Origin of the sequence: Streptomyces sp. NPDC088252, from assembly GCF_044740965.1 — a bacterium.
In the GTDB taxonomy this organism is placed as follows: domain Bacteria; phylum Actinomycetota; class Actinomycetes; order Streptomycetales; family Streptomycetaceae; genus Streptomyces.
In genome coordinates, this window is record NZ_JBIURS010000002.1 from 404,474 (window position 1) to 422,666 (window position 18,193).

Sequence of the window (18,193 nt, forward strand, 5' to 3'; positions counted from 1 at the left end):
ACGACGGACGCGTCCGGGCGCGGCAAATAATTGCATCCCACCGGTACGCCATAAATCGTCGTCGCACATTGCGTGGAATTCTGTTCCGACGGCCACGGATATTCGCCCGCCCCGGCGCCCGCTCTCGCACCGCACCGCGTCGTCCCGGCGATGCCGACGGCGCGGGACGGCGACGGGAGGGCCACGGGCCACCGTCGGGACCACGCGCCGCGACACCGCACACCCACTGACCCATCGGTCAGTTGATGACGACCTGACCAGCGGTCATAATGCAGGTGTAGCCCTTCACGCATCCCCCGTCGTGAAGGGCTACACCACTATGCGAAACATGTCCCTTTTACTCATGCCGACTTCACGGGCAGGGGACTCCCCTCGCGGTTCCCTGCCCGTGTTTTTTCGAGTTAACAGTGACGTAGAGTGTTTGCGCAAGCCCGCTCCCGTATCACCGACCACACTCAGGACGCCCCGTCAGGGTTCGTTACAGTACGAGCCCGTTGACCGAATCGCAGACCGCGCGGCGCCGGTCGGACGTGCGGATACGTGGGGGACCGGATGGACGGCGGCAAGGAACGTGTGCCGGAGCTGCGGACGTTGCAGCAGAAGGTCGAGTACATGGTGGAGAAGACGTTCCCCGGCCAGAAGGTCTCGGGACGGGTCTTCGCCGATCTGGTCAAGGAACGCGGCGGCTCCCTCTCGCACAGTTACTTCTCCAACATTCTCGCCGGAAAGGTCACTCAGCCCTCCGAGGACATCCTCAAGGCACTCGGTCTGGGCTTCGGCGTGGACTGGCGGTTCTTCAAGGAGGAGTCCGAGGTCGTCGACGACGTCGTCGCCGGCCTGCAGTTCCTCGCGAAGCGGCGTACGGGGGAGATCAACGGACTGGCCGGGCGCGGCCTCGACGAGGACGGACTCCCGCCGGAACTGCTGCAGTTCGCGCTCTCCCTGCTGGAGGACGCCAAGGGACGGCGGAACACCGCCGGCGGGGGCGGCGCCGCCCCCTTCGGCGAGCCGGAGAAGTAGGTCCTCATGTCGCTGCGCCAACTGCGCAAGGAGTGCGAGGCCGGGCTGGCCGACCTGCCCATCCCCGCCCCCTTCTCCATCGACGCACTGGTGGCGAACATGGAGGCGGCCCGCGGCCGCACCATCGTGCTGCACGAGATGCCCGACCGGCTGGCCCGCGTCAACGCCGCCTGCGGTCTGCGGCTGAAGACCGGCGGGACCAGCTTCGTGCTCTACCGGCGCCGCCCGACCGCGTACCAGACCCAGCACGTCATCCTGCACGAGCTGTGCCACGAGTGGTTCGACCACGGCACCTCCCTCGATCCGGAACAGCTCCGGCGGCTGCTGCCGGTCTTCGACACCTCGCTGATCACCCGGGTCCTCGGCACCGAGGCCCCGCCGCGGCCCCCCGCGGCCGCCGGTGCTCCGCAGCCGGTGGCCGCCACGATCGCCGACGCGCTCCGCTCGGGCGACGGCACCGTGCAGGCCCGCGCGCAGTACGACACCCACGACGAACGCATGGCCGAGTTCGGCGCCTCGCTCATTCCCCGCATGGCCAGGGACGTGACGAGCGACGACATGGTGGGGCGCCTGGCGAACTCCCTCTCCCGGCCCGTCGCCAACCGCCGCCGCGGCCTGTTCCGCCGCACCTGACACCGAACGGTCCCCCCGCTCCCCCACTCCCGAGGATTCCGCCGTGACCCCGCTCGATCTCGCCGGCTATCTCGTAGCGGCCCTGATGACGGCCGTCGCCCTGTGGCGCATGCCGGCCGCCCTGTGGGGCGACGAGGAAGACAAGCGCCGCCGGGCCCTGTGGGGCTGCTACGCGGGATTCGCCGCCGCCCTGTGGACCAAGACCCGGGCCGTGCGCATCGCCCTCAACGACAGCGCCGTCACCGACCTCGCCGTCCTCATCAAGCACTACACGGCGACGATCGCGATCCTGGCGATCCTCAGCTACATCGTCGCGATCTACGGCCGGTACCCCGACGCCGGAGCCGTTCCGCGCCACGTGCGCTTCGCCCGCGCCATCCAGCAGGTGGCGGCCAAGGCGTCGATCGCCACGCTGATCCTGCTGACCGTGCTGTTCTTCACCGTCGTCGACCGTTCCGTACCCTCGGACCGCTTCGTCGCCGACCACGCGGGACAGTGGGGCGCCACCCTGTACATGAGCGTGTTCTACCTCTACCTGGGCACCGCGTCCGCCGTCTGCGCCTACCAGTGGGCGCTGGCCACCGCCGGTGCCGGGCTGCGCCATCTGCGCGTGGGCCTCGGGATGATGACCTTCGCCATGTTCATCGGGGTCGGGTACACCGTCAGCCGGACCCTGTTCCTGTGGGTCGGTGTCGTCGACACCCCGAGCGAGAACGTCGCCCTGAAGTTCGACGAGATCACCGAGGCGGCGCAGGTGGTGCTCTTCGCCTTCTTCGCGGTGGGTGCCTCCATTCCCGCCCTCAGCAAGGGGCAGCGACGCGCGAAACTGTGGCGGGCCCAGGTCGCACTGCACGGCCTCTGGTACGAGTTGATGACGGCCTTCCCCGAGCAGCCCTTCGACCCGCCGACCTCGCTGGCCCGCGAGCTGACCCGCTTCGACACCCCCGCGGACCTGCGTGTCGACCGCTGGGCCGCCGATATCGCGGACGCCGTCGAGAAGCTGCGCCACTACGTCCCCGACACCCTGCTCCCGGCCGCCAGGGCCGCCGCCGCGGACGGCACCCGTGCCGACGGCCCGGACGACGGGAGGGCCGGACCGCTCGCCGAGGCGTACTGGATCAAGGCGGCGCTGCGGGCCAGGAGCACCGGAGCGCCCGCCTCGGGCGCCGCGACGGTCGAGGACCAGCACGCCACCGACCAGGACGGCGAGGTGGCCTGGCTGGTCCGGGTGGCCGCCGCCTACCGGACGGTCGCTCAGGACCGGGCGGAGCGGGTGCTGGCCCGTGCCGTGTCCGCCGCGTCGGCAGAGTCCGCGCAGTCCGCGGCAGACGCCGGGACCACCGCACCGGCCCGCACCCCGTCCCTGGAGGAGACAGCATGACGTCCACCGACACCACCGGAACGAGCGGCCCCACCGGTGCGACCGACGCCGCCGCCTCGCCGCACACCGGCGCCGCGCGCACCGTCACCGACGTCTTCCAGCCGCGCAATCTGCTGCTGGTCGGCATGCTCGGCATCGGCCTGGCCGCCGCCGGTCACTGGACCGGACTCCTCTGGGGCCTCCTCGGCGCCCTGTGCGCCGGGATCATTCCCGCCGGGTACATCGAATGGGAGCGGGGGCGCGGCACCTGGGGCGACCGCCATGTCGTCGACCGCACCAAACGGGCCCCGATCTTCTTCGTCATCCTCGGCTCCATAGGCGCCGGTTCACTGGTGATGGTCCTGGGCCACGCCCCCACCGGCATCCTCGTGGCGATGCTCGCCCTCTGGGCGATGACGGTGATCCTGCTGGCCGTCAACACCGTCTGGAAGATCTCGGTGGACGCCGCCGTCGCCTCGGCCGTCGTCGCGCTGTGCGCCGTGGTCCACTCTCCGTGGTGGCTGCTCGCGTACGCGATGACCGTCGCCGTGTGCTGGTCGCGTGTCGCGCTCGGATACCACTCGGTGGCGCAGACGGTCGCCGGGGCGTCGCTGGGGGCCGCGACGGCGGGCACGTTCCTGTTCGGCTGAGCGGCGTTCGACGGCACGGCCCGGCCACGGACCGGGTGATGACGCAAAGACCACCGTTGAACCGATCGCCCCCGGGGTACAGGTGCCCCGTGCCGAACTTCGAGATCACCACCGCAAGCGCCGACGACCTCACGATGCTGGCCGAATGGGCCCACGAGGAGAGCTGGAACCCCGGGCTGACCGACCGTCACGCCTTCTTCTCCACGGACCCGCGCGGCTTCCTGATCGGCCGGCTCGACGGCACTCCGGTCTCCTGCGTCTCCGTGGTCCGCTACGGCCGCGACTTCGGGTTCCTGGGTTTCTACCTCACCCGCCCCGAGCTGCGCGGCCAGGGCTACGGCATCCAGCTGTGGCAGGCCGGCATGGCACGGCTGGACGGGCGCAACGTCGGGCTGGACGGTGTCGTGGCCCAACAGCCCAACTACCGTAAATCCGGCTTCCGTTCCGTCTGGACGAACATGCGTTACGAGGGCCGGCCGCCCGCCGGTCTGCCCGTCCCGCCCGGCACCGCCCTGGTCGACGCCCGCTCCGTCCCGTTCGACCGGCTGGCCTCCTACGACCGCCGCTTCTTCCCCGCCGACCGCGACAGCTTCCTCGCCCCGTGGATCGCCGGTCCCGGGCGCACCTCGCTCGCCGCCGTCCGCGACGGGGAGCTGCGGGGCCTCGCCGTGACGCGCCCCTGCCGTACGTCGTCCCGCATCGGTCCCGTGTACGCCCGGTCGCCCGAGGTGGCAGGTGCCCTCATCAGCGCGCTCGCGGCCACCGATCCGGACACCCCGGTGGCGATCGACGTACCCGACGTCAATCCGGCGGCCGTGCGCCTCGCGGAACAGCTCGGGCTCACTCCCTCGTTCGAGACCGCCCGGATGTACACGGGCCCGTCACCGGATGTCGAGCACACCGGCCTGTTCGGCATCACCAGCCTGGAGCTGGGCTGACCGGCCCGGGTGCCGCGTCCCGGTCAGGGGGTGGTGCGGGGCCGGGTGCGCGAGGCCAGCACGGCTATGTCGTCCTCCGCGCCCGGCCCGAACCGCCGCAGGACGTCGTCCAGCAGCTCGTCGAGGCTCCCGCCCGCGGGCAGCTTCAGTTCCCTGAGGCGGGCGACGGAGACGTCGATGTCCTCCCCGCGCCGCTCCACCAGGCCGTCGGTGTACAGGAACAGCACCGTGCCCGGCCCGAACTCCACGGATGTCGTCCGGTACCCGCCGAACCCGGTGCCGAGCGGCGGTCCCACCGGCACCTCGTCGCACACCCTGGTTCCCGCTGCTCCCGGATCGATGAGCACCGGCGGCAGATGGCCGGCGCTCGCCACCTCGCACGCCCCGCCCTCCCGGTCGACGACGGCCAGCAGACAGGTCGCCGCCCGGTCCAGTCCGGACCGTTCGACCATCCGGTCCAGCTGTTCCAGGATGCGGTGCGGCGGCAGCTCGTCGTCGGCGAACATCCGCAGCAGCGAGCGGTAGTGGCTCATGGCGACCGCCGCCTCCACCCCGTGGCCCATCACATCGCCCATCGCCTTCAGATGCCGTCCGTCCCGCAGCGGGATCACGTCGAACCAGTCGCCGCCGACCATCACGCTCCGGTCGGCCGGCAGATAGCGGGTGGCGATCTCGATGTGCGGGTGCGGCGGGCGCGGCTCGGACAGCAGGGCGCGCTGCAGCTCCAGAGCGATGGTGTGCTCGTGGCCGAACCGGCGGGCGTGGTCGAGATCGACGGCGGCGCGGCCGGCGAGCTCCCGGGCGACCACCACGTCCTCGTCCGTGAAGTCCGGTGAGTTCCCGGCGCGGATCAGGCCGAGGATGCCGAGCGGACGGCTGCGTACGGCGAGGGGCACGATGACCGCCGAATGCATCCCGAGGGCGCGGTAGGCGGCGACCCGATCGGGAGCGGGGGCGGAGTGCCTGAGCTGTTCGTCGGTGGTGTGGTTCTCCACGACCGGCTGGTTGGTCGCCAGACAGCGCTGTACGGCCGCGCCTTCCTGGTAGTCGATGTACTCACCGGTCAGCCCGAACCCCGGCAGCTCGGCGCGCAGCCCGGTCACCGCCGTCAGCGCCGCCCTGCGCAGCCGCAGCACACCGGCGGGCGCGGGGCGTACCGGAGCGGCGACATCGGGTGGGAACACCTCGACCGTGGCGAGGTCCGCGAGGCCCGGTACGACGAGGTCGACGAGTTCCGAGCAGGTGGTGTCCATGTCGAGCGTGGTGCCGATCCGGGTGGCCGCCATGTCGAGCAGGGTCAGGTGCCGCCGGGCCTGCGCCAGCTCCTCCCGTCCCCGGTCCGAGGTCATGATCTCCAGCATGATCCCGGCCAGGCCCACGATCCGCCCGCCGACCTCCAGCCGGTGGTACACCCCGTGCCAGTACCGTCGACCGGTGCCCGCCGCGGCGGTGAATCCGCTGGAGGTGATCTCACGGGGTTTCCCGTCGGCGAGCACGGCCCGCATCATGTCCTCGCCCGCGTCGACCCCGGGGAGGACCTCGGAGACGGTGCGTCCGAGGTGTTCGGCGGCCGGAACCCCGTTGAGCCGTTCGAGGGCGGGGTTGACGTACAGATACCGCAGCCCCATGTCGAGGACACCCACCCCGGCCATGGTGTCCTCGACCAGAGCCACCAGGCTCGCCGGGTCGAACGGCATGGCGCCGTGGGCGTACGCATCGGCCTGCACGTCAACCTCCTGGGGCGGGGGCACGGGCCTCCCGCAGCCCGGCCTTCCATCGTCGGCCGCCCACCCGCGCCGCGCATCCGCGGCCGGATCCCGCCGCGCCCTCGTCCGCCGGGCGGGCCCGGCCGCCCCGTTCCGCGCGCACGCGGCGCCTCCCGCGGGGGAACGGACCGCACATGGCCGCCGGGCCCCGGACGTGTGAACGCCCGGAACTCCGGCGGCGGGGATTCCGGCCGTCGCGGCTCAGGTGAGCGGGTGCGACGTACGGCCGGACGCCTCGTCTATCTCGTCGTGCGCCTTCGTCAGCATCTTCATCGCCAGTTCATTGAGCGCTCTGGCTCCCGCGATCTCCTCACCCACCCGCGGCTGATCCTTGTCGGAGGGGTGACGGCTCGCATACCCGTGGGCCCGCACCTCGTTCCCGTCCGGAAGCCGGACCAGTGCGGCCGCGCGGGTGCGGTGGGTGTCCTCCTCGAATTCCAGGTCCACATGCCACCCGACAGTTGTCTGCACCATGACGATCACCTCCCTACCAGGGTGCGCCCGTTCCCCCGCCCCTGCACCACGGCGCCACCCCCGGAAACGAACGTGCCGCCGGCACCGCGCGCCGTCACGTTCTCCCGCGGCCCCCGGCCCCCGGCCGCCCGTGTCCGGACGGGGCGTGGTCCCGCCGACCGAGATCGAGCCGGTCCAGGTCGAGGGTCCCGTCCGTCGCGGGGGCGGCCAGGGGCAGGCGGAGCGCCGTCGTGACCGCGCCGGGCAGCGGGCCCAGACCCAGCAGACCGGTGACGACACATGTCGTCAGCTCGTGCCAGGCACCGGCGCGCCGCAGCATCGCGTGGTCGCTGCCCCGGATCGCGATCAGACAGGCGTGGGCACCGGCCCGGCGGGCGCGGACGGTGAAGGACTGGGACTCCCGGGGACTCGTGACCCGGTCGCGGGTGCTGTGCAGCAGAACGACATCGCGGCCGGCGAGCTGGGCGACCGGATCGTCGGCCGGGCACCACGGGGCGAGGCCCACCACGCCGCGCACCAGCGGATGGCCGGCGGCGCGCAGGGCGGCGCGGGCACCCATCGAGTGGCCGACCAGTACCACCGGGATCTCACCGGCCTCGCGGCGCAGGTCGTCGAGCGCGCGTACGGCGTCGTGGTACGGGTCCTCGCGGGGGCCGTTCCAGCCGCGGTGGGCGTAGCGGGCGGGGCGTACGAGGATGTCCGCCGCGCCGTCGCCCGTCGCCCCGGCGAGGGCCCGCGCGAACGGACGCATCCGCGCCGCGGGCAGGTTCAGCGGGCCGGGCGGGGGCGGGCCCAGGCCCGTCTCACGGCCGCCGTGCAGCAGGAGCACGGCGGCGGAGGGTGGTCGTCGGTCTCGCATGGGTACCTCCTGGTGCGGGGGGCCGGTCCCGTGACGAGCATGCTGTACGGAGCACCACCCGGAACACTTCCGCAGCACCGAACCCCGGAGGAACCGACATGGGATCGTCACCGCAAATCGGCCGGACCGCACCGGACTTCACGCTGCCGGGCGGCGCGCTCACCGGCGAGACGTTCGAGCGCCGCGACTACGCCCTCTCCGCCGCACGGGGGCGCGCCGTGGTCCTCGCGTTCTACCCGGGCGACAACACGGCCGTGTGCACCAAGCAGCTCTGCTCGTACTCCTCGGGCATGGAGACCTTCGACGAACTCGACGCGGAGGTCTGGGGAATCAGTCCACAGGGTGTGGACAGTCATGAGTCCTTCGCCCGCGCCCACGGGCTGCGGATGCCGCTGCTCGCGGACGCCGGACGGGAGACCGCCCGCGCCTACGGCGTCGCGGCGCCCGGGATCGGGGTGCGCCGCGCGGTCTTCCTCATCGGGCCGGACGGCGTACTGCGCTGGAAGCATGTGGCGCTCCTCGGAGCCACGTTCCAGTCCCTGGACACGTTGGCCGAACAACTGTCCGGCATCAAAACCGCATAAAGATTGCCGGAACCCGGCAGTGTCCGTTGCCGGGCGCGTATGGGAGCATGCAGCCAGTTCGACGGAAATGTTCGGGGGAGACATGCGCGGGGGATTCCGGAGACCGGGGAAGGTGATCACGTGACGTTGTTTCTCGGTCTCGGAATCGCGGGAATCGTCCTGCTCGCTCTGTCCCTGATCTTCGACGGGATCCTCGAAGGCCTTTTCGGAGGTGTGCTGGACGGCCTCTTCGACGGCCTCCTGTCCCTCCCCGTCATCGCCGGATTCCTCTCCATGCTCGGCTTCGGCGGCGCGATCGTGCTCGGCACCACCGGCGCGGGCACGGTCGTCGCCACCGCCGCCGGAGTGCTGGCGGGGATCGTCGCGGCCTGGCTGACCTGGAAGTTCAGCAAGGCCCTGATGAGGGACCAGACCAGCACCACACCGCGCGGCGAGGATCTCGTCGGCACGTCCGGGTCGGTCGTCACGGCCATCCCGGCCGACGGTTACGGCGAGGTCCTCCTGCGGCTCGCGGGCCAGCCCGTGAAGCTGGCGGCGAAGAGCCCGGTGCCGGTCGCACGCGGCACCGAGATCTGGGTGGAGGCGGCGCTGTCGACCACCTCGGTCGCGGTGCGCCCCGTCGAGCGCTGAGCACCGTCAGCCGTTGCACCGTCCGAAAACAAGCTGCCGTCCCCACAGGGAGGCAGGGGGGACACCCTTATGAGCCCAGTCGTGACCGCAGTCGTCGGAGTCGTCGTACTCCTGGTGCTGCTCGCCCTCGTCGTCATCACCCGCTACAAGGTCGCCGGGCCCAGCGAGGCGTTCATCATCACCGGACGCCGCGGCAAGAAGTCGACCGACCCGGTGACCGGCCGTACCAGCATCGACAACAGCGGCCAGAAGGTCGTCGTCGGCGGCGGCGTCTTCGTCGTCCCGTTCGTCCAGCAGAAGTTCACCCTGGACCTGTCCAGTCGGCACATCCCGGTGGCCGTGCGCGGAGCCGTCACCCTGCGGGGTGTGAAGTCCAACCTCGAAGGCGTCGCGATCGTCAAGGTCGGCGGCAGCGAGGAGGCGATCCGGGCCGCCGCCCAGCGATTCCTCCAGCAGCAGGACGGCATCGTCGGCTTCACCCAGGAAGTGCTCTCCGGGGCCCTGCGCGCCATCGTCGGCCGGATGTCGGTCGAGGACATCATCCGCGACCGTGCGGCGTTCGCCGGTCAGGTCGCGGAGGAGGCCGAGGCCAGCCTCTCCGGCCAGGGCCTGATCCTGGACGCCTTCCAGATCCAGGACATCACCACCGAGGGCTCCTACCTCGAAGACCTCGGTCGCCCCGAGGCCGCCCGCGCCAAGCAGGAGGCGGACATCGCCGAGGCGATCGCCAAGCGCGCCTCCGAGCAGGCCCGGCTCAAGGCGGCCGAGGAGATCGCCATCGCCGAGCGGACCTTCTACCTGAAGCAGGCCGAGATCAAGGCCGAGACGGAAGCCGCCGCGGCCAAGGCCAACGCGGCGGGCCCGCTCGCCGAGGCCGCGCGTCAGCAGGAAGTCCTTCAGGAGCAGGAGAAGGTCGCCGAGCGCCAGGCCGCACTGACCGACCGCGAGCTCGACACCAAGGTCCGCAAGCCCGCCGACGCCGCCCGCTACCAGGCCGAGCAGGAGGCCGAGGCCCGCCGGATCGCCCAGGTCAAGGAGGCCGAGGCGGACGCCGAGCGCTCCCGGCTGACCGGTCAGGGTGAGAAGTTGCACCGTTCGGCACTCGCCGACGCCGTACGCATCGAGGGCGAGGCGGAGGCCGCGGCCATCGCGGCCAAGGGTGCGGCCGAGGCCGAGGCCATGCAGAAGAAGGCGGACGCGTTCGACCGCTACGGCGACGCGGCCGTGCTCCAGATGCTGGTCGAGGTGCTGCCGCAGGTCGTCGCCAAGGCGTCCGAACCGCTGAGCGCCATCGACAAGATGACCGTGATCTCGACGGACGGCGCGAGTCGGGTGTCGCGTACGGTCACGGACAACGTCGCCCAGGGCATGGAACTCCTCAGCTCCGCCACGGGAGTCGACCTGGCCGCGCTGCTGAAGAACCTCAAGGGCGGCGCCGTCGGCGCGACTTCGGCCGGGCTTCCCGACCGGGCCGCGGACGCGCCCGCCGCGACCGCCGACGGGAAGATCGAGATCACCGACTGATCCGGACCGCACCCCCGCCCGTGCCCGGCCGGCACCGCACCGGCCGGGCACGCGCACGTCCGGACCGGTGGGGGCCGGCGTCAGTCCGCCAGATCCACCCGCACCGTCAGCAGGTCCGTCCCCAGCGCCCGCACCGCGGCGCTGTTGCCCCGCGGCAGCTTCTTGAGCCGGGCACGGGCGTCGTCCTCGGGCAGGAGGTGGGCGGTACCGGTGTGCCACCGTCCCTTGATCCTGACCCGGACCCGGGGATCGGCCTGGATGTTGCGGATGTAGTGCGACTTCTCGCCGTACTCCGACACCAGCCAGAACTCCCGGCCCACGCGTCGGCCGCCCACCGGGGTGGGGCGCGGAAGGCCCGAGGTGCGGCCCGTCGTCTCCAGGAGGGTCTGCGACCGCAACCGTCTGGTGAGCGGGTTGGCGACATGCCGCTGGAACGCCGTGACCGCCCGGAACTTGAGCTCTCGAAAGTCCGCCATCGCGTGTCCCTTCCGCCGGTCGTCGCCCATGGGCGTCCCGGCCGCTCCCTGACGACTGTGACCGCGAGCTTACGACCTGTCGCCGTATCGCGGACGCTGCCGGAAGCGCGCGTGGCGGCGAGAACCGCGGACGGACCCGATCCCTGACCTCGCTCGCGCCCCTGCTCGCTCTCGTTGACCGCCGCGATCCGCTCCCGCCACGGCAGTGGATCGGGTTCGCTCTCCGTCGCGGCCCGCCGGGCAGCCCACGTGCTGCGGGGCGCGATCGGCGACGGAGCCCTTGCCGATGCGTGGGTCGCCCCGAACCAGGCAGGTGGATACCGATCGGCGGGCACGGTCCGACCGAGACCCTGCCGGTGCCGCGCACACCGGCCGAATTCCTCCGAGCAGGGGCAGGGAATCCCCCGCACGGGACGGTCTCGGCTGATATACGCTGCGCCCGACTTGATCGAACAGTTCAGCGAATCCGTGTCACCGGATACGCCTGCCCGGGGGGGCCTTCCCATGACTTCGCAGTCCCGCGTGGTGCTCGGCATCGCGCTCACTCCCATCCTCGCGCTGGCGGCCACGGCCCCGGCCGCCGCCCACCCCACAGCCGCGGCCACCGGCACCACCGCCACGGCCGCCGTCGAGACGCGTGCGCCGGGCCCGTGGGGCACCCGCACCCTGCACGCCGCGAACCCCGACCCCGCCTCCGCCTCGGGCGGGCTGAACGCCCTGGAGTCGGCCGGGAACGGCGCCCTCGTCTCCCTCACCGGCGACGGGCTCTCCCGTTCCACCCGGATCCGGCCCGCCGGCAGCACCTCTTGGCTCGCCCCGCAGACCTGGCCGGACGCAGGCGGGTACAACACCGAGCTCGTCTCGCTCGGCGACGGCACGGTGCGACTGGTCTGGCGGGCCAAGCGCGCCGACGACCACGACAACTACTGGCTGAAGGTGGCCACCCTCACGCCCGGCGCGACCGCATTCTCCGAGCCCGAGTACGTCGCCGCGGTCCCCGAGAAGGGCTACCACCACCTGGCGGCGGCCCCCAATGGCCGACTGCTCGCCGTGTGGTCGGTCTCCGGTGTGGTGAAGGCCGCCGGGAAGACCGGCCCGCAGGCCGCGTGGACCGCTCCGGCCGACCTCAACGAGCAACCGCCGTCCGGCAGCCGGGACATTTCCGCCATGGACCTGGCGGTCGCCGAGGACGGCACCGCTCTGCTGGTGTGGCAGTGGCAGGCGAGCAAGGCCGTCGTCGCTCTGGAGAAGACTCCCGGCGCGTCCGCCTGGACCGCGGTCAAGGGCTTCCCGGTCCCGGGCGTGGACCTGGCGCGCCCGAAGGTGTTCGCCAGTCCACAGGGCGGCTTCGACGTGTTCTACGACCACACCTCACGCCTCATGCACACGCGCCGGGCCGTCGGCGCCACGCAGTGGAGCACCCCGCGGTCCGCCGCCAACTATGGCAGCACGTACGGGATGACGGCGCCCGTCCACCTGCCCAACGGCGACCTCTTCGTCGCCGGCGCACCCGGCTACTCGACCGGCCCCTGGTACGCGGTGCGCTCGGCGGCCACCGGCGCCTGGCAGCCGTACACGCAGAGCTTCTCCACGCACAAGAAGGTGCGCGCGGTCGGCGCGGCCGCCACCTCGGGCGGCACGGTCACGGTCACGTGGCGGGAGGGCTACTCGGGCGAGGAGTACACGAGGGCCGCCGTCTTCAAAGGCGGCACCTGGTCCGCCCCGCGGCGGCTGAGCGCGACGGGTGCCCGGTCCACCGGGGCGCCCCGGGTGGCTGCCGATGCGCTCGGCCGGCCCGTCGTGCTGTGGGACGAGTACAAGCTGACCGACACGAACAGCATCGTCCTGGACGGTGTCCAGCAGGCCACCACGACCAGCCGCGCGCTGCCCAAGTGGGGTGACTACACGGACGACGGCAAGTCCGACCTGTTCGGCCGGGGCAGCACCGGGCTGAAGGTGTACGCGGGCGACGCGACGAAGCTGTCCGCGGGGCAGCGCGCGAGCAGCTGGCCGACCGGCACGCTCGTGCTGCCGTTCGGCGACCTCGACGGCGACCGCTGCAACGACGTGTTCGTCCGCTACCCGAAGGGCGGGGCCCGCGTCTACCCGACGGTCTGCGGCGGGCTGCCCGACCAGCAGTCGTTCCACGTCAAGGTCTCCTCGGACTGGAGTGGGTACGACGCGGTCGTCTCGCCCGGCGACGTGACGGGCGACGGCCGGGCCGACCTGCTGACCCGGTCCGCCTCGACCGGGAAGCTGTACGTGTACGCGAACAACGGCGCGGGCGGCTTCAAGGCCCGCTCGCTCGCCGGGTCCGGCTTCGGCGGCTACAAGAGGCTGATCGCCGCCGGGGACCTCGACGGCGACGGCAAGAACGACCTGCTGGCCCTCGACGCGTCGAACGAGCTGTGGCGGTTCCGAGGGACCGGCACCGGCACCTTCAAGCCCCGGTCGCTCGTCTTCAAGGACTGGGGCACCTCCTACAAGGACGTGGTCGGCGGGCTCGACCTGTCCGGGGACGGCCGGGCCGACCTGATCTCGCTCGACAAGACCGGCCGCGCCTGGCTGAACCGGGGCAACGGCCACGGCGGCTTCGACAACCGGTCGCAGGTCGGCAAGGCCACGAACTGGTCGGACATCCGCATCTCCTGACGGCGCCGTCCATCTTCAGGTTCTGGCACACATACCGTGAAAGATCTCGCCGGCTCTCGCCGGCAGTGGGCGCGCGCGTCGTGTGAGCTGCGCGAACCACGCGTCACCGGGGTCCACTGAGGCCGGACTCAAGACCGCTCGCGGAATGTGTGCCAGAACCCGTGAGTCGTCGATGAAGCCGGACATCCGTCCCGCCCGGCGGCCGTCGCTTGTCGCGCGGGCAAGGTCTCGCGTGACGGGACACTGGTCACGGTGTCGATCCGCAGGGCCCGCAACCGCCACCTCGCAGCACTTCGCCCCGCCGGACAGATCCAACGGGGCGAAGGAGCCGGGCCCGAATTCGTCGACGGCATCCTGGACGGGAACGGGCCACACCATGTGGGGGTGTGTCGCCTGTGAGGTTACGGTTCCGGGTCCAGGGGGATCTGCAGGGTGACGAGCGTGCCGCCGCGATTGACGGTCACGGGATAAGTGGCGCCGGACCGCTTGCCGCTCAGGACGTTGTCGAGGTCGTTGACGGTGGGCGTGAGGACTCCGTCGACCTCGATGATGCGGTCACCGGGCAGCAGGCCGGCCGCAGCGGTGCTGGTGCCCGGATCGACGGAGAGTACGCGCACGCCACCGCCGGAGGGGCTGGTGTTGCGGAGGTTGGCCGCGAGGATGCCCTGGATGCCGGGGGTGATCTGCACGGTGAGCGGCTGCGTCACGCCGTCCACGGTGAAGGTGCCACTGAAGGTCCCCCCGGCCAGAGGAGCATCGGGGTCCGCGACGACGTGGACGGTCCACGGCCGGATGAAGTCGTAGGTGCCGGCCGTGAGCTGAGCCGTGGCGGACTTGCCGTCAGGCGCGATACTCACCGGGCACCCCATCCCGCTGCACCGCAGGTCCAGTCCGACGATGCGGGTGTAGGGCGGCGCCTGGATGGTGATGGTGCTGGGCCCGGGGTGCCGCTGACCGTCCGGGGGATAACCGACGGTCCCGGCAGGCCCGCCGGCGTCCAGGGAAGGGACGTTCTGCTGCGGCGGTAGGGATGTGAGCCGGCTCGGAGCGGATACCGCGGCCGATGCGGTGAATGCGCCGGCAGGCGCAACCGCTGCGGCCGTGAGCATGACGGCGCCCAGAGCGACAGCACTGCATGACCGGGCGAATCTACGGATCATCAGGGCCCCTTCGTGATCGACGACGCCACAACCGTCCCAGCCACGCCCCAGCCATACGCATATGAACACGCTCAAACCACCCGGTGAGCCGATCAGCCTCCCACGCGGCTTCCCGACGGCGCGAAGCACACCGGACGCGAACCCGACAGTCCCACGCCCCGAAGGCGGCGGAAGCCTCCGGATAAAGTAATGAGCACCTAAAGAGATCACCAAGTGCGTCGCCGCACCGCCGCACCCCCTCGGGAGGACGTCATGGGAACCCACCGCACCACGCTGCCCGGAGTCGGTGTGCAGTACGACTACACGACCGAGTCGGGACAGCACATCTCCGTCGTCGTCCACCACGACGGGCGGCGGTTCATCGGCTTCTACGACCAGGACGACCCTGATTCGTGCCGCCTCTCGGTACCCCTGACACCGCAGGAGGCCACCGGCCTCGCGCACCTCATCGACTCCGCGCCCATCGACGCGGTACGCACCGAGGGCATCGATCTCGTCACCGAGCACATACCGCTCGGAACCCGTTCCCCGTACGGCGGGCGGCTGCTCGGGGACACGAAGGCGCGGACGCGGACGGGGGCCTCGATCGTGGCCGTGCTCCGGACGCACAGTGCGCATCCGTCTCCCGGGCCGGACTTCCGGCTGGCCATCGGGGACACGCTCGTCGTCGTAGGTACGAGGGAGGGCGTCGACGCGCTCTCCGAGATCATTTCGGAGGGCTGACCGTGCACGACACGACCGCGCTGCTGGTGGAGCTCGGCTCCGTCATTCTGGGACTCGGCATCATCGGACGCTTCGCCGGGCGAATAGGGCTCTCGCCGATCCCGCTGTACCTGCTGGCGGGACTCGCCTTCGGGGACGGCGGGCTGCTGCCGCTGGGGGCCAGTGAGGAATTCACCGCCGTCGGCGCCGAGATCGGCGTCATCCTCCTGCTGCTCCTGCTCGGCCTGGAGTACAGCGCCTCGGAGCTGGTGACCAGTCTCAAGACGCAATACCCGTCCGGAGCCGTGGACTTCGTGCTCAACGCGACCCCCGGGGCGGTGGCGGCGCTGCTGCTCGGCTGGGGGCCCGTGGGGGCCGTGGCGCTGGCCGGCGTCACCTGGATCTCGTCGTCCGGGGTGATCGCGAAGGTGCTCACCGATCTGGGGCGGCTGGGGAACCGGGAGACACCCGTCATCCTGGGTGTCCTGGTCATCGAGGACCTGTCGATGGCCGTGTATCTGCCGCTGCTCACCGCGATGCTCGCGGGAGTGGGACTCGCCGGAGGCAGCATCGCGCTGCTCATCGCGCTCGGCACCGTCGGGTTCGTGCTCTATCTGGCGCTGCGGCACGGACGGCTGATCAGTCGGGCCGTGTCCTCCGACAATCCGGAGATGCTCCTCCTGGTCGTGCTCGGCCTGACCGTCCTGGTGGCCGGTGTGGCACAGGAGTTGCAGGTGTCGGCGGCCGTCGGGGCGTTCCTGGTCGGGATCGCGCTGTCGGGCGAGGTCGCCGAGGGGGCGCGCAAGCTGCTGACCCCGCTGCGGGATCTGTTCGCCGCCGTCTTCTTCGTGTTCTTCGGACTCTCCACCGACCCCTCCGCGATTCCGCCGGTGCTGCTTCCGGCGGCGCTGCTGGCGATCGTCACCGTCTTCACCAAGATCGGCACCGGCTGGTACGCGGCCCGGCGGGCCGGGATCGGTTCGCGCGGACGGTGGCGGGCCGGCGGAACGCTCGTCGCCCGCGGTGAGTTCTCCATCGTCATCGCCGGCCTGGCCGTGGCGACCGAACCCCGTATCGGGCCCATCGCCACCGCGTACGTCCTCATCCTCGTCATCGTCGGACCGCTCACCGCCCGCTGGACCCAGCCGGTCGTGGCCCGGGTCCAGGCGTGGCGCGGCCGGGACGGCGGGGACACCACGGGCAGCGCCCCGATTCCCGCGGCCCGTCCGGCACCCGCCGCGCAGGAGGAGTTCGCCTCGTCCGCCGACTGAGAGCCTGCCGGACGAAGCGATCGGGACGTCGTTCCGGCCCGGGTCGCGGCGCACGGGCCCACCGCGCCCGCGGCATCGCACGTACGGCCTGGTGCACGATGGAGAGTGGATCAGGCCGTTACCACCGTTTCCGGACACAGCGGGCACCCGCCCTGCTAACTTCTACACGTCTGTAGAGTTGGATTTCGTTCCGGCAACACAACGCAACGCAACGTATGGAGACGACATGGCACTGTGGGATCGGATCAAGGAATCCGCTTCGTCGATGCAGTCGCAGCTGGAAGCGAAGAAGAACGACCTGAAGAGCGGTGCGTTCCGCGATGCGAGCATGGCGATGTGCGCCCTGGTCGCCGCCGCCGACGGTTCCATCGATCCGTCCGAACGCCAGCGCGTCGCCTCACTGATCGCCACCAACGAGGTTCTCCAGAACTTCCCGGCGGACGATCTGCAGCGCCGCTTCAACGAGTATGTGAACAAGCTCACCGCCGACTTCGCCTTCGGCAAGGTCAGCGTGCTCCAGGAGATCGGCAAGGCGAAGAAGAAGCCCGCCGAGGCGCGTGCCGTCATCCAGATCGGCATCGTCATCGGCGGCGCCGACGGCGACTTCGACAAGACGGAGCAGGCCGTCGTGCGCGAGGCATGCTTCGCACTCGACCTTCCGCCGCACGAGTTCGACCTGTAGGACCTCCCGTTCGGATCACGCCGGGCCCGTGTGCCCCGGTGGCCGATCCCGCCCGATCCGGACAGAGGACCCGAGGTACCCCCGCGGACCGGCCCCCGGCCCGCCCTCCGTACCGCCGGGACGACCGCGGACCGACCGACCACCGGTCCGCGCCCGGCAGGCCGGGGACGCGCTACTCCCCCGATGCGCATCCCCGGCCGCTTTCTTCCGGGACCCCGCCGCCGTCACACGTCAGCATCGCGTAACGGCGGCGGGGTTTCGCGTCACGTGCGCGTCAAGGCCCTCCCGGCGTCCCTCCCCCGGGGGCATAACGTTGAGGGCGCAGCAGCCCCGCACAGCCCGCCCGACGAGGAGGCACCCCATGTCCGAGCGCAGCGGAACGGACGATCCCGAACCTCTTGAACCCGGCCCGGCCGGAACGCTCTTCGTCCCCGTCCGGCCGGGACCGGTCGGCCTCGCCACCGGGTGGACGGCCCGTTTCTTCCGTACACCGCTGGGCGACCGCACGGCCGTCGGCTTCACCTCCGCGCACCGGCTGGCCGCCACCCTGGGCAACGGCCAGCCCTGGATCAGGCTCTCCGAGCCGGCCCTGCGCGCGCTCGGCACACCGCTCGGGGTCACCGTCCTCACCGTCGATCCCCAACTGACCGCACAGGCCCCCGGGCGGGCCGTCCCCACCGCCACGGCCAGGGTGCGCCGGCCCGGCCCGTACCCGAGGTCGGGCCCCACCGCCGCCACCCGTTGCGGGCGTTGACGACCGGGCGGGCGGAACCCGGCACCCGCACGGGCGCGGCGCGGTCGGTGCGGGGCGG

General features: G+C 71.6%; 18 protein-coding genes. 13 read left to right on the plus strand and 5 right to left on the minus strand.

Going from position 1 to position 18,193, the window contains the following annotated elements; translation table 11 throughout:
* Positions 1 to 552 precede the first annotated feature (552 nt).
* From ACIOHC_RS05625 to ACIOHC_RS05645, 5 genes are all read left to right on the plus strand, one after another.
* Complete coding sequence (locus tag ACIOHC_RS05625) at positions 553 to 1,020, plus strand: hypothetical protein (RefSeq protein WP_351071765.1); 468 nt, start codon at positions 553 to 555, stop codon at positions 1,018 to 1,020.
* Between the two features lie 6 nt (positions 1,021 to 1,026).
* The gene (locus ACIOHC_RS05630; protein ID WP_351071766.1) at positions 1,027 to 1,653 is read left to right on the plus strand and encodes a toxin; all 627 of its coding nucleotides are present in this window, start codon (positions 1,027 to 1,029) and stop codon (positions 1,651 to 1,653) included.
* 43 nt (positions 1,654 to 1,696) lie between these two features.
* On the plus strand, positions 1,697 to 3,034 hold the full coding sequence (locus ACIOHC_RS05635) for an MAB_1171c family putative transporter (protein ID WP_351071768.1): 1,338 nt from the start codon (positions 1,697 to 1,699) through the stop codon (positions 3,032 to 3,034).
* On the plus strand, positions 3,031 to 3,663 hold the full coding sequence (locus tag ACIOHC_RS05640; protein ID WP_401841580.1) for a hypothetical protein: 633 nt from the start codon (positions 3,031 to 3,033) through the stop codon (positions 3,661 to 3,663). Before ACIOHC_RS05635 ends, ACIOHC_RS05640 begins: the two co-directional genes overlap by 4 nt.
* Before the next feature lie 89 nt (positions 3,664 to 3,752).
* The gene (locus tag ACIOHC_RS05645; RefSeq protein WP_351071774.1) at positions 3,753 to 4,601 is read left to right on the plus strand and encodes a GNAT family N-acetyltransferase; all 849 of its coding nucleotides are present in this window, start codon (positions 3,753 to 3,755) and stop codon (positions 4,599 to 4,601) included.
* A gap of 23 nt (positions 4,602 to 4,624) precedes the next feature.
* On the opposite strand, the gene ACIOHC_RS05650 is transcribed toward ACIOHC_RS05645, so the two are convergent.
* From ACIOHC_RS05650 to ACIOHC_RS05660, 3 genes are all read right to left on the minus strand, one after another.
* Positions 4,625 to 6,298, minus strand: a complete 1,674-nt coding sequence (locus ACIOHC_RS05650; RefSeq protein WP_351072324.1) for a SpoIIE family protein phosphatase — start codon at positions 6,296 to 6,298, stop codon at positions 4,625 to 4,627.
* A gap of 270 nt (positions 6,299 to 6,568) precedes the next feature.
* Entirely contained in the window at positions 6,569 to 6,841 is a 273-nt protein-coding gene (locus tag ACIOHC_RS05655) for a DUF1876 domain-containing protein (RefSeq protein ID WP_351071777.1), read from the minus strand.
* Positions 6,842 to 6,935: 94 nt separating this feature from the next.
* A complete protein-coding gene (locus tag ACIOHC_RS05660) occupies positions 6,936 to 7,700 on the minus strand; it encodes an alpha/beta fold hydrolase (RefSeq protein ID WP_351071779.1) in 765 nt (254 codons plus the stop codon).
* Positions 7,701 to 7,798: 98 nt separating this feature from the next.
* Here ACIOHC_RS05660 and ACIOHC_RS05665 point away from each other — a divergent pair, with 98 nt between their 5' ends.
* From ACIOHC_RS05665 to ACIOHC_RS05675, 3 genes are all read left to right on the plus strand, one after another.
* Positions 7,799 to 8,284, plus strand: a complete 486-nt coding sequence (locus ACIOHC_RS05665) for a peroxiredoxin (protein WP_351071781.1) — start codon at positions 7,799 to 7,801, stop codon at positions 8,282 to 8,284.
* A gap of 120 nt (positions 8,285 to 8,404) precedes the next feature.
* On the plus strand, positions 8,405 to 8,914 hold the full coding sequence (locus ACIOHC_RS05670; RefSeq protein WP_351071782.1) for a hypothetical protein: 510 nt from the start codon (positions 8,405 to 8,407) through the stop codon (positions 8,912 to 8,914).
* Between the two features lie 69 nt (positions 8,915 to 8,983).
* Positions 8,984 to 10,438: an SPFH domain-containing protein gene (locus ACIOHC_RS05675; RefSeq protein WP_351071784.1), complete on the plus strand. Its 1,455-nt coding sequence runs from the start codon at positions 8,984 to 8,986 to the stop codon at positions 10,436 to 10,438.
* 80 nt (positions 10,439 to 10,518) lie between these two features.
* On the opposite strand, the gene ACIOHC_RS05680 is transcribed toward ACIOHC_RS05675, so the two are convergent.
* Positions 10,519 to 10,914, minus strand: a complete 396-nt coding sequence (locus ACIOHC_RS05680) for a nitroreductase/quinone reductase family protein (protein ID WP_351071787.1) — start codon at positions 10,912 to 10,914, stop codon at positions 10,519 to 10,521.
* 504 nt (positions 10,915 to 11,418) lie between these two features.
* Here ACIOHC_RS05680 and ACIOHC_RS05685 point away from each other — a divergent pair.
* Complete coding sequence (locus ACIOHC_RS05685; protein WP_389636094.1) at positions 11,419 to 13,566, plus strand: FG-GAP repeat domain-containing protein; 2,148 nt, start codon at positions 11,419 to 11,421, stop codon at positions 13,564 to 13,566.
* A 401-nt stretch (positions 13,567 to 13,967) separates the two neighbouring features.
* Here ACIOHC_RS05685 and ACIOHC_RS05690 read toward each other — a convergent pair whose 3' ends face one another.
* Positions 13,968 to 14,423: a PDZ domain-containing protein gene (locus tag ACIOHC_RS05690; RefSeq protein WP_389636092.1), complete on the minus strand. Its 456-nt coding sequence runs from the start codon at positions 14,421 to 14,423 to the stop codon at positions 13,968 to 13,970.
* 555 nt (positions 14,424 to 14,978) lie between these two features.
* Here ACIOHC_RS05690 and ACIOHC_RS05695 point away from each other — a divergent pair.
* From ACIOHC_RS05695 to ACIOHC_RS05710, 4 genes are all read left to right on the plus strand, one after another.
* Positions 14,979 to 15,449, plus strand: a complete 471-nt coding sequence (locus ACIOHC_RS05695; RefSeq protein ID WP_351071796.1) for a TrkA C-terminal domain-containing protein — start codon at positions 14,979 to 14,981, stop codon at positions 15,447 to 15,449.
* Positions 15,450 to 15,451: 2 nt separating this feature from the next.
* Positions 15,452 to 16,699, plus strand: coding sequence for a cation:proton antiporter (locus ACIOHC_RS05700; RefSeq protein WP_376292463.1), 1,248 nt, complete (start codon positions 15,452 to 15,454; stop codon positions 16,697 to 16,699).
* A 226-nt stretch (positions 16,700 to 16,925) separates the two neighbouring features.
* Positions 16,926 to 17,381: a TerB family tellurite resistance protein gene (locus ACIOHC_RS05705; RefSeq protein ID WP_351071801.1), complete on the plus strand. Its 456-nt coding sequence runs from the start codon at positions 16,926 to 16,928 to the stop codon at positions 17,379 to 17,381.
* A gap of 361 nt (positions 17,382 to 17,742) precedes the next feature.
* Entirely contained in the window at positions 17,743 to 18,135 is a 393-nt protein-coding gene (locus ACIOHC_RS05710; RefSeq protein WP_351071804.1) for an SAV_915 family protein, read from the plus strand.
* Positions 18,136 to 18,193 lie beyond the last annotated feature (58 nt).

Coding starts and splice junctions, on each gene's coding strand:
- ACIOHC_RS05625 (WP_351071765.1), top strand. CDS start 553: ATGGACGGCGGCAAGGAACGTGTGCCGGAGCTGCGGACGTTGCAGCAG.
- ACIOHC_RS05630 (WP_351071766.1), top strand. CDS start 1,027: ATGTCGCTGCGCCAACTGCGCAAGGAGTGCGAGGCCGGGCTGGCCGAC.
- ACIOHC_RS05640 (WP_401841580.1), top strand. CDS start 3,031: ATGACGTCCACCGACACCACCGGAACGAGCGGCCCCACCGGTGCGACC.
- ACIOHC_RS05650 (WP_351072324.1), bottom strand. CDS start 6,298: ATGCCGTTCGACCCGGCGAGCCTGGTGGCTCTGGTCGAGGACACCATG.
- ACIOHC_RS05655 (WP_351071777.1), bottom strand. CDS start 6,841: ATGGTGCAGACAACTGTCGGGTGGCATGTGGACCTGGAATTCGAGGAG.
- ACIOHC_RS05660 (WP_351071779.1), bottom strand. CDS start 7,700: ATGCGAGACCGACGACCACCCTCCGCCGCCGTGCTCCTGCTGCACGGC.
- ACIOHC_RS05665 (WP_351071781.1), top strand. CDS start 7,799: ATGGGATCGTCACCGCAAATCGGCCGGACCGCACCGGACTTCACGCTG.
- ACIOHC_RS05675 (WP_351071784.1), top strand. CDS start 8,984: ATGAGCCCAGTCGTGACCGCAGTCGTCGGAGTCGTCGTACTCCTGGTG.
- ACIOHC_RS05680 (WP_351071787.1), bottom strand. CDS start 10,914: ATGGCGGACTTTCGAGAGCTCAAGTTCCGGGCGGTCACGGCGTTCCAG.
- ACIOHC_RS05685 (WP_389636094.1), top strand. CDS start 11,419: ATGACTTCGCAGTCCCGCGTGGTGCTCGGCATCGCGCTCACTCCCATC.
- ACIOHC_RS05695 (WP_351071796.1), top strand. CDS start 14,979: ATGGGAACCCACCGCACCACGCTGCCCGGAGTCGGTGTGCAGTACGAC.
- ACIOHC_RS05705 (WP_351071801.1), top strand. CDS start 16,926: ATGGCACTGTGGGATCGGATCAAGGAATCCGCTTCGTCGATGCAGTCG.
- ACIOHC_RS05710 (WP_351071804.1), top strand. CDS start 17,743: ATGTCCGAGCGCAGCGGAACGGACGATCCCGAACCTCTTGAACCCGGC.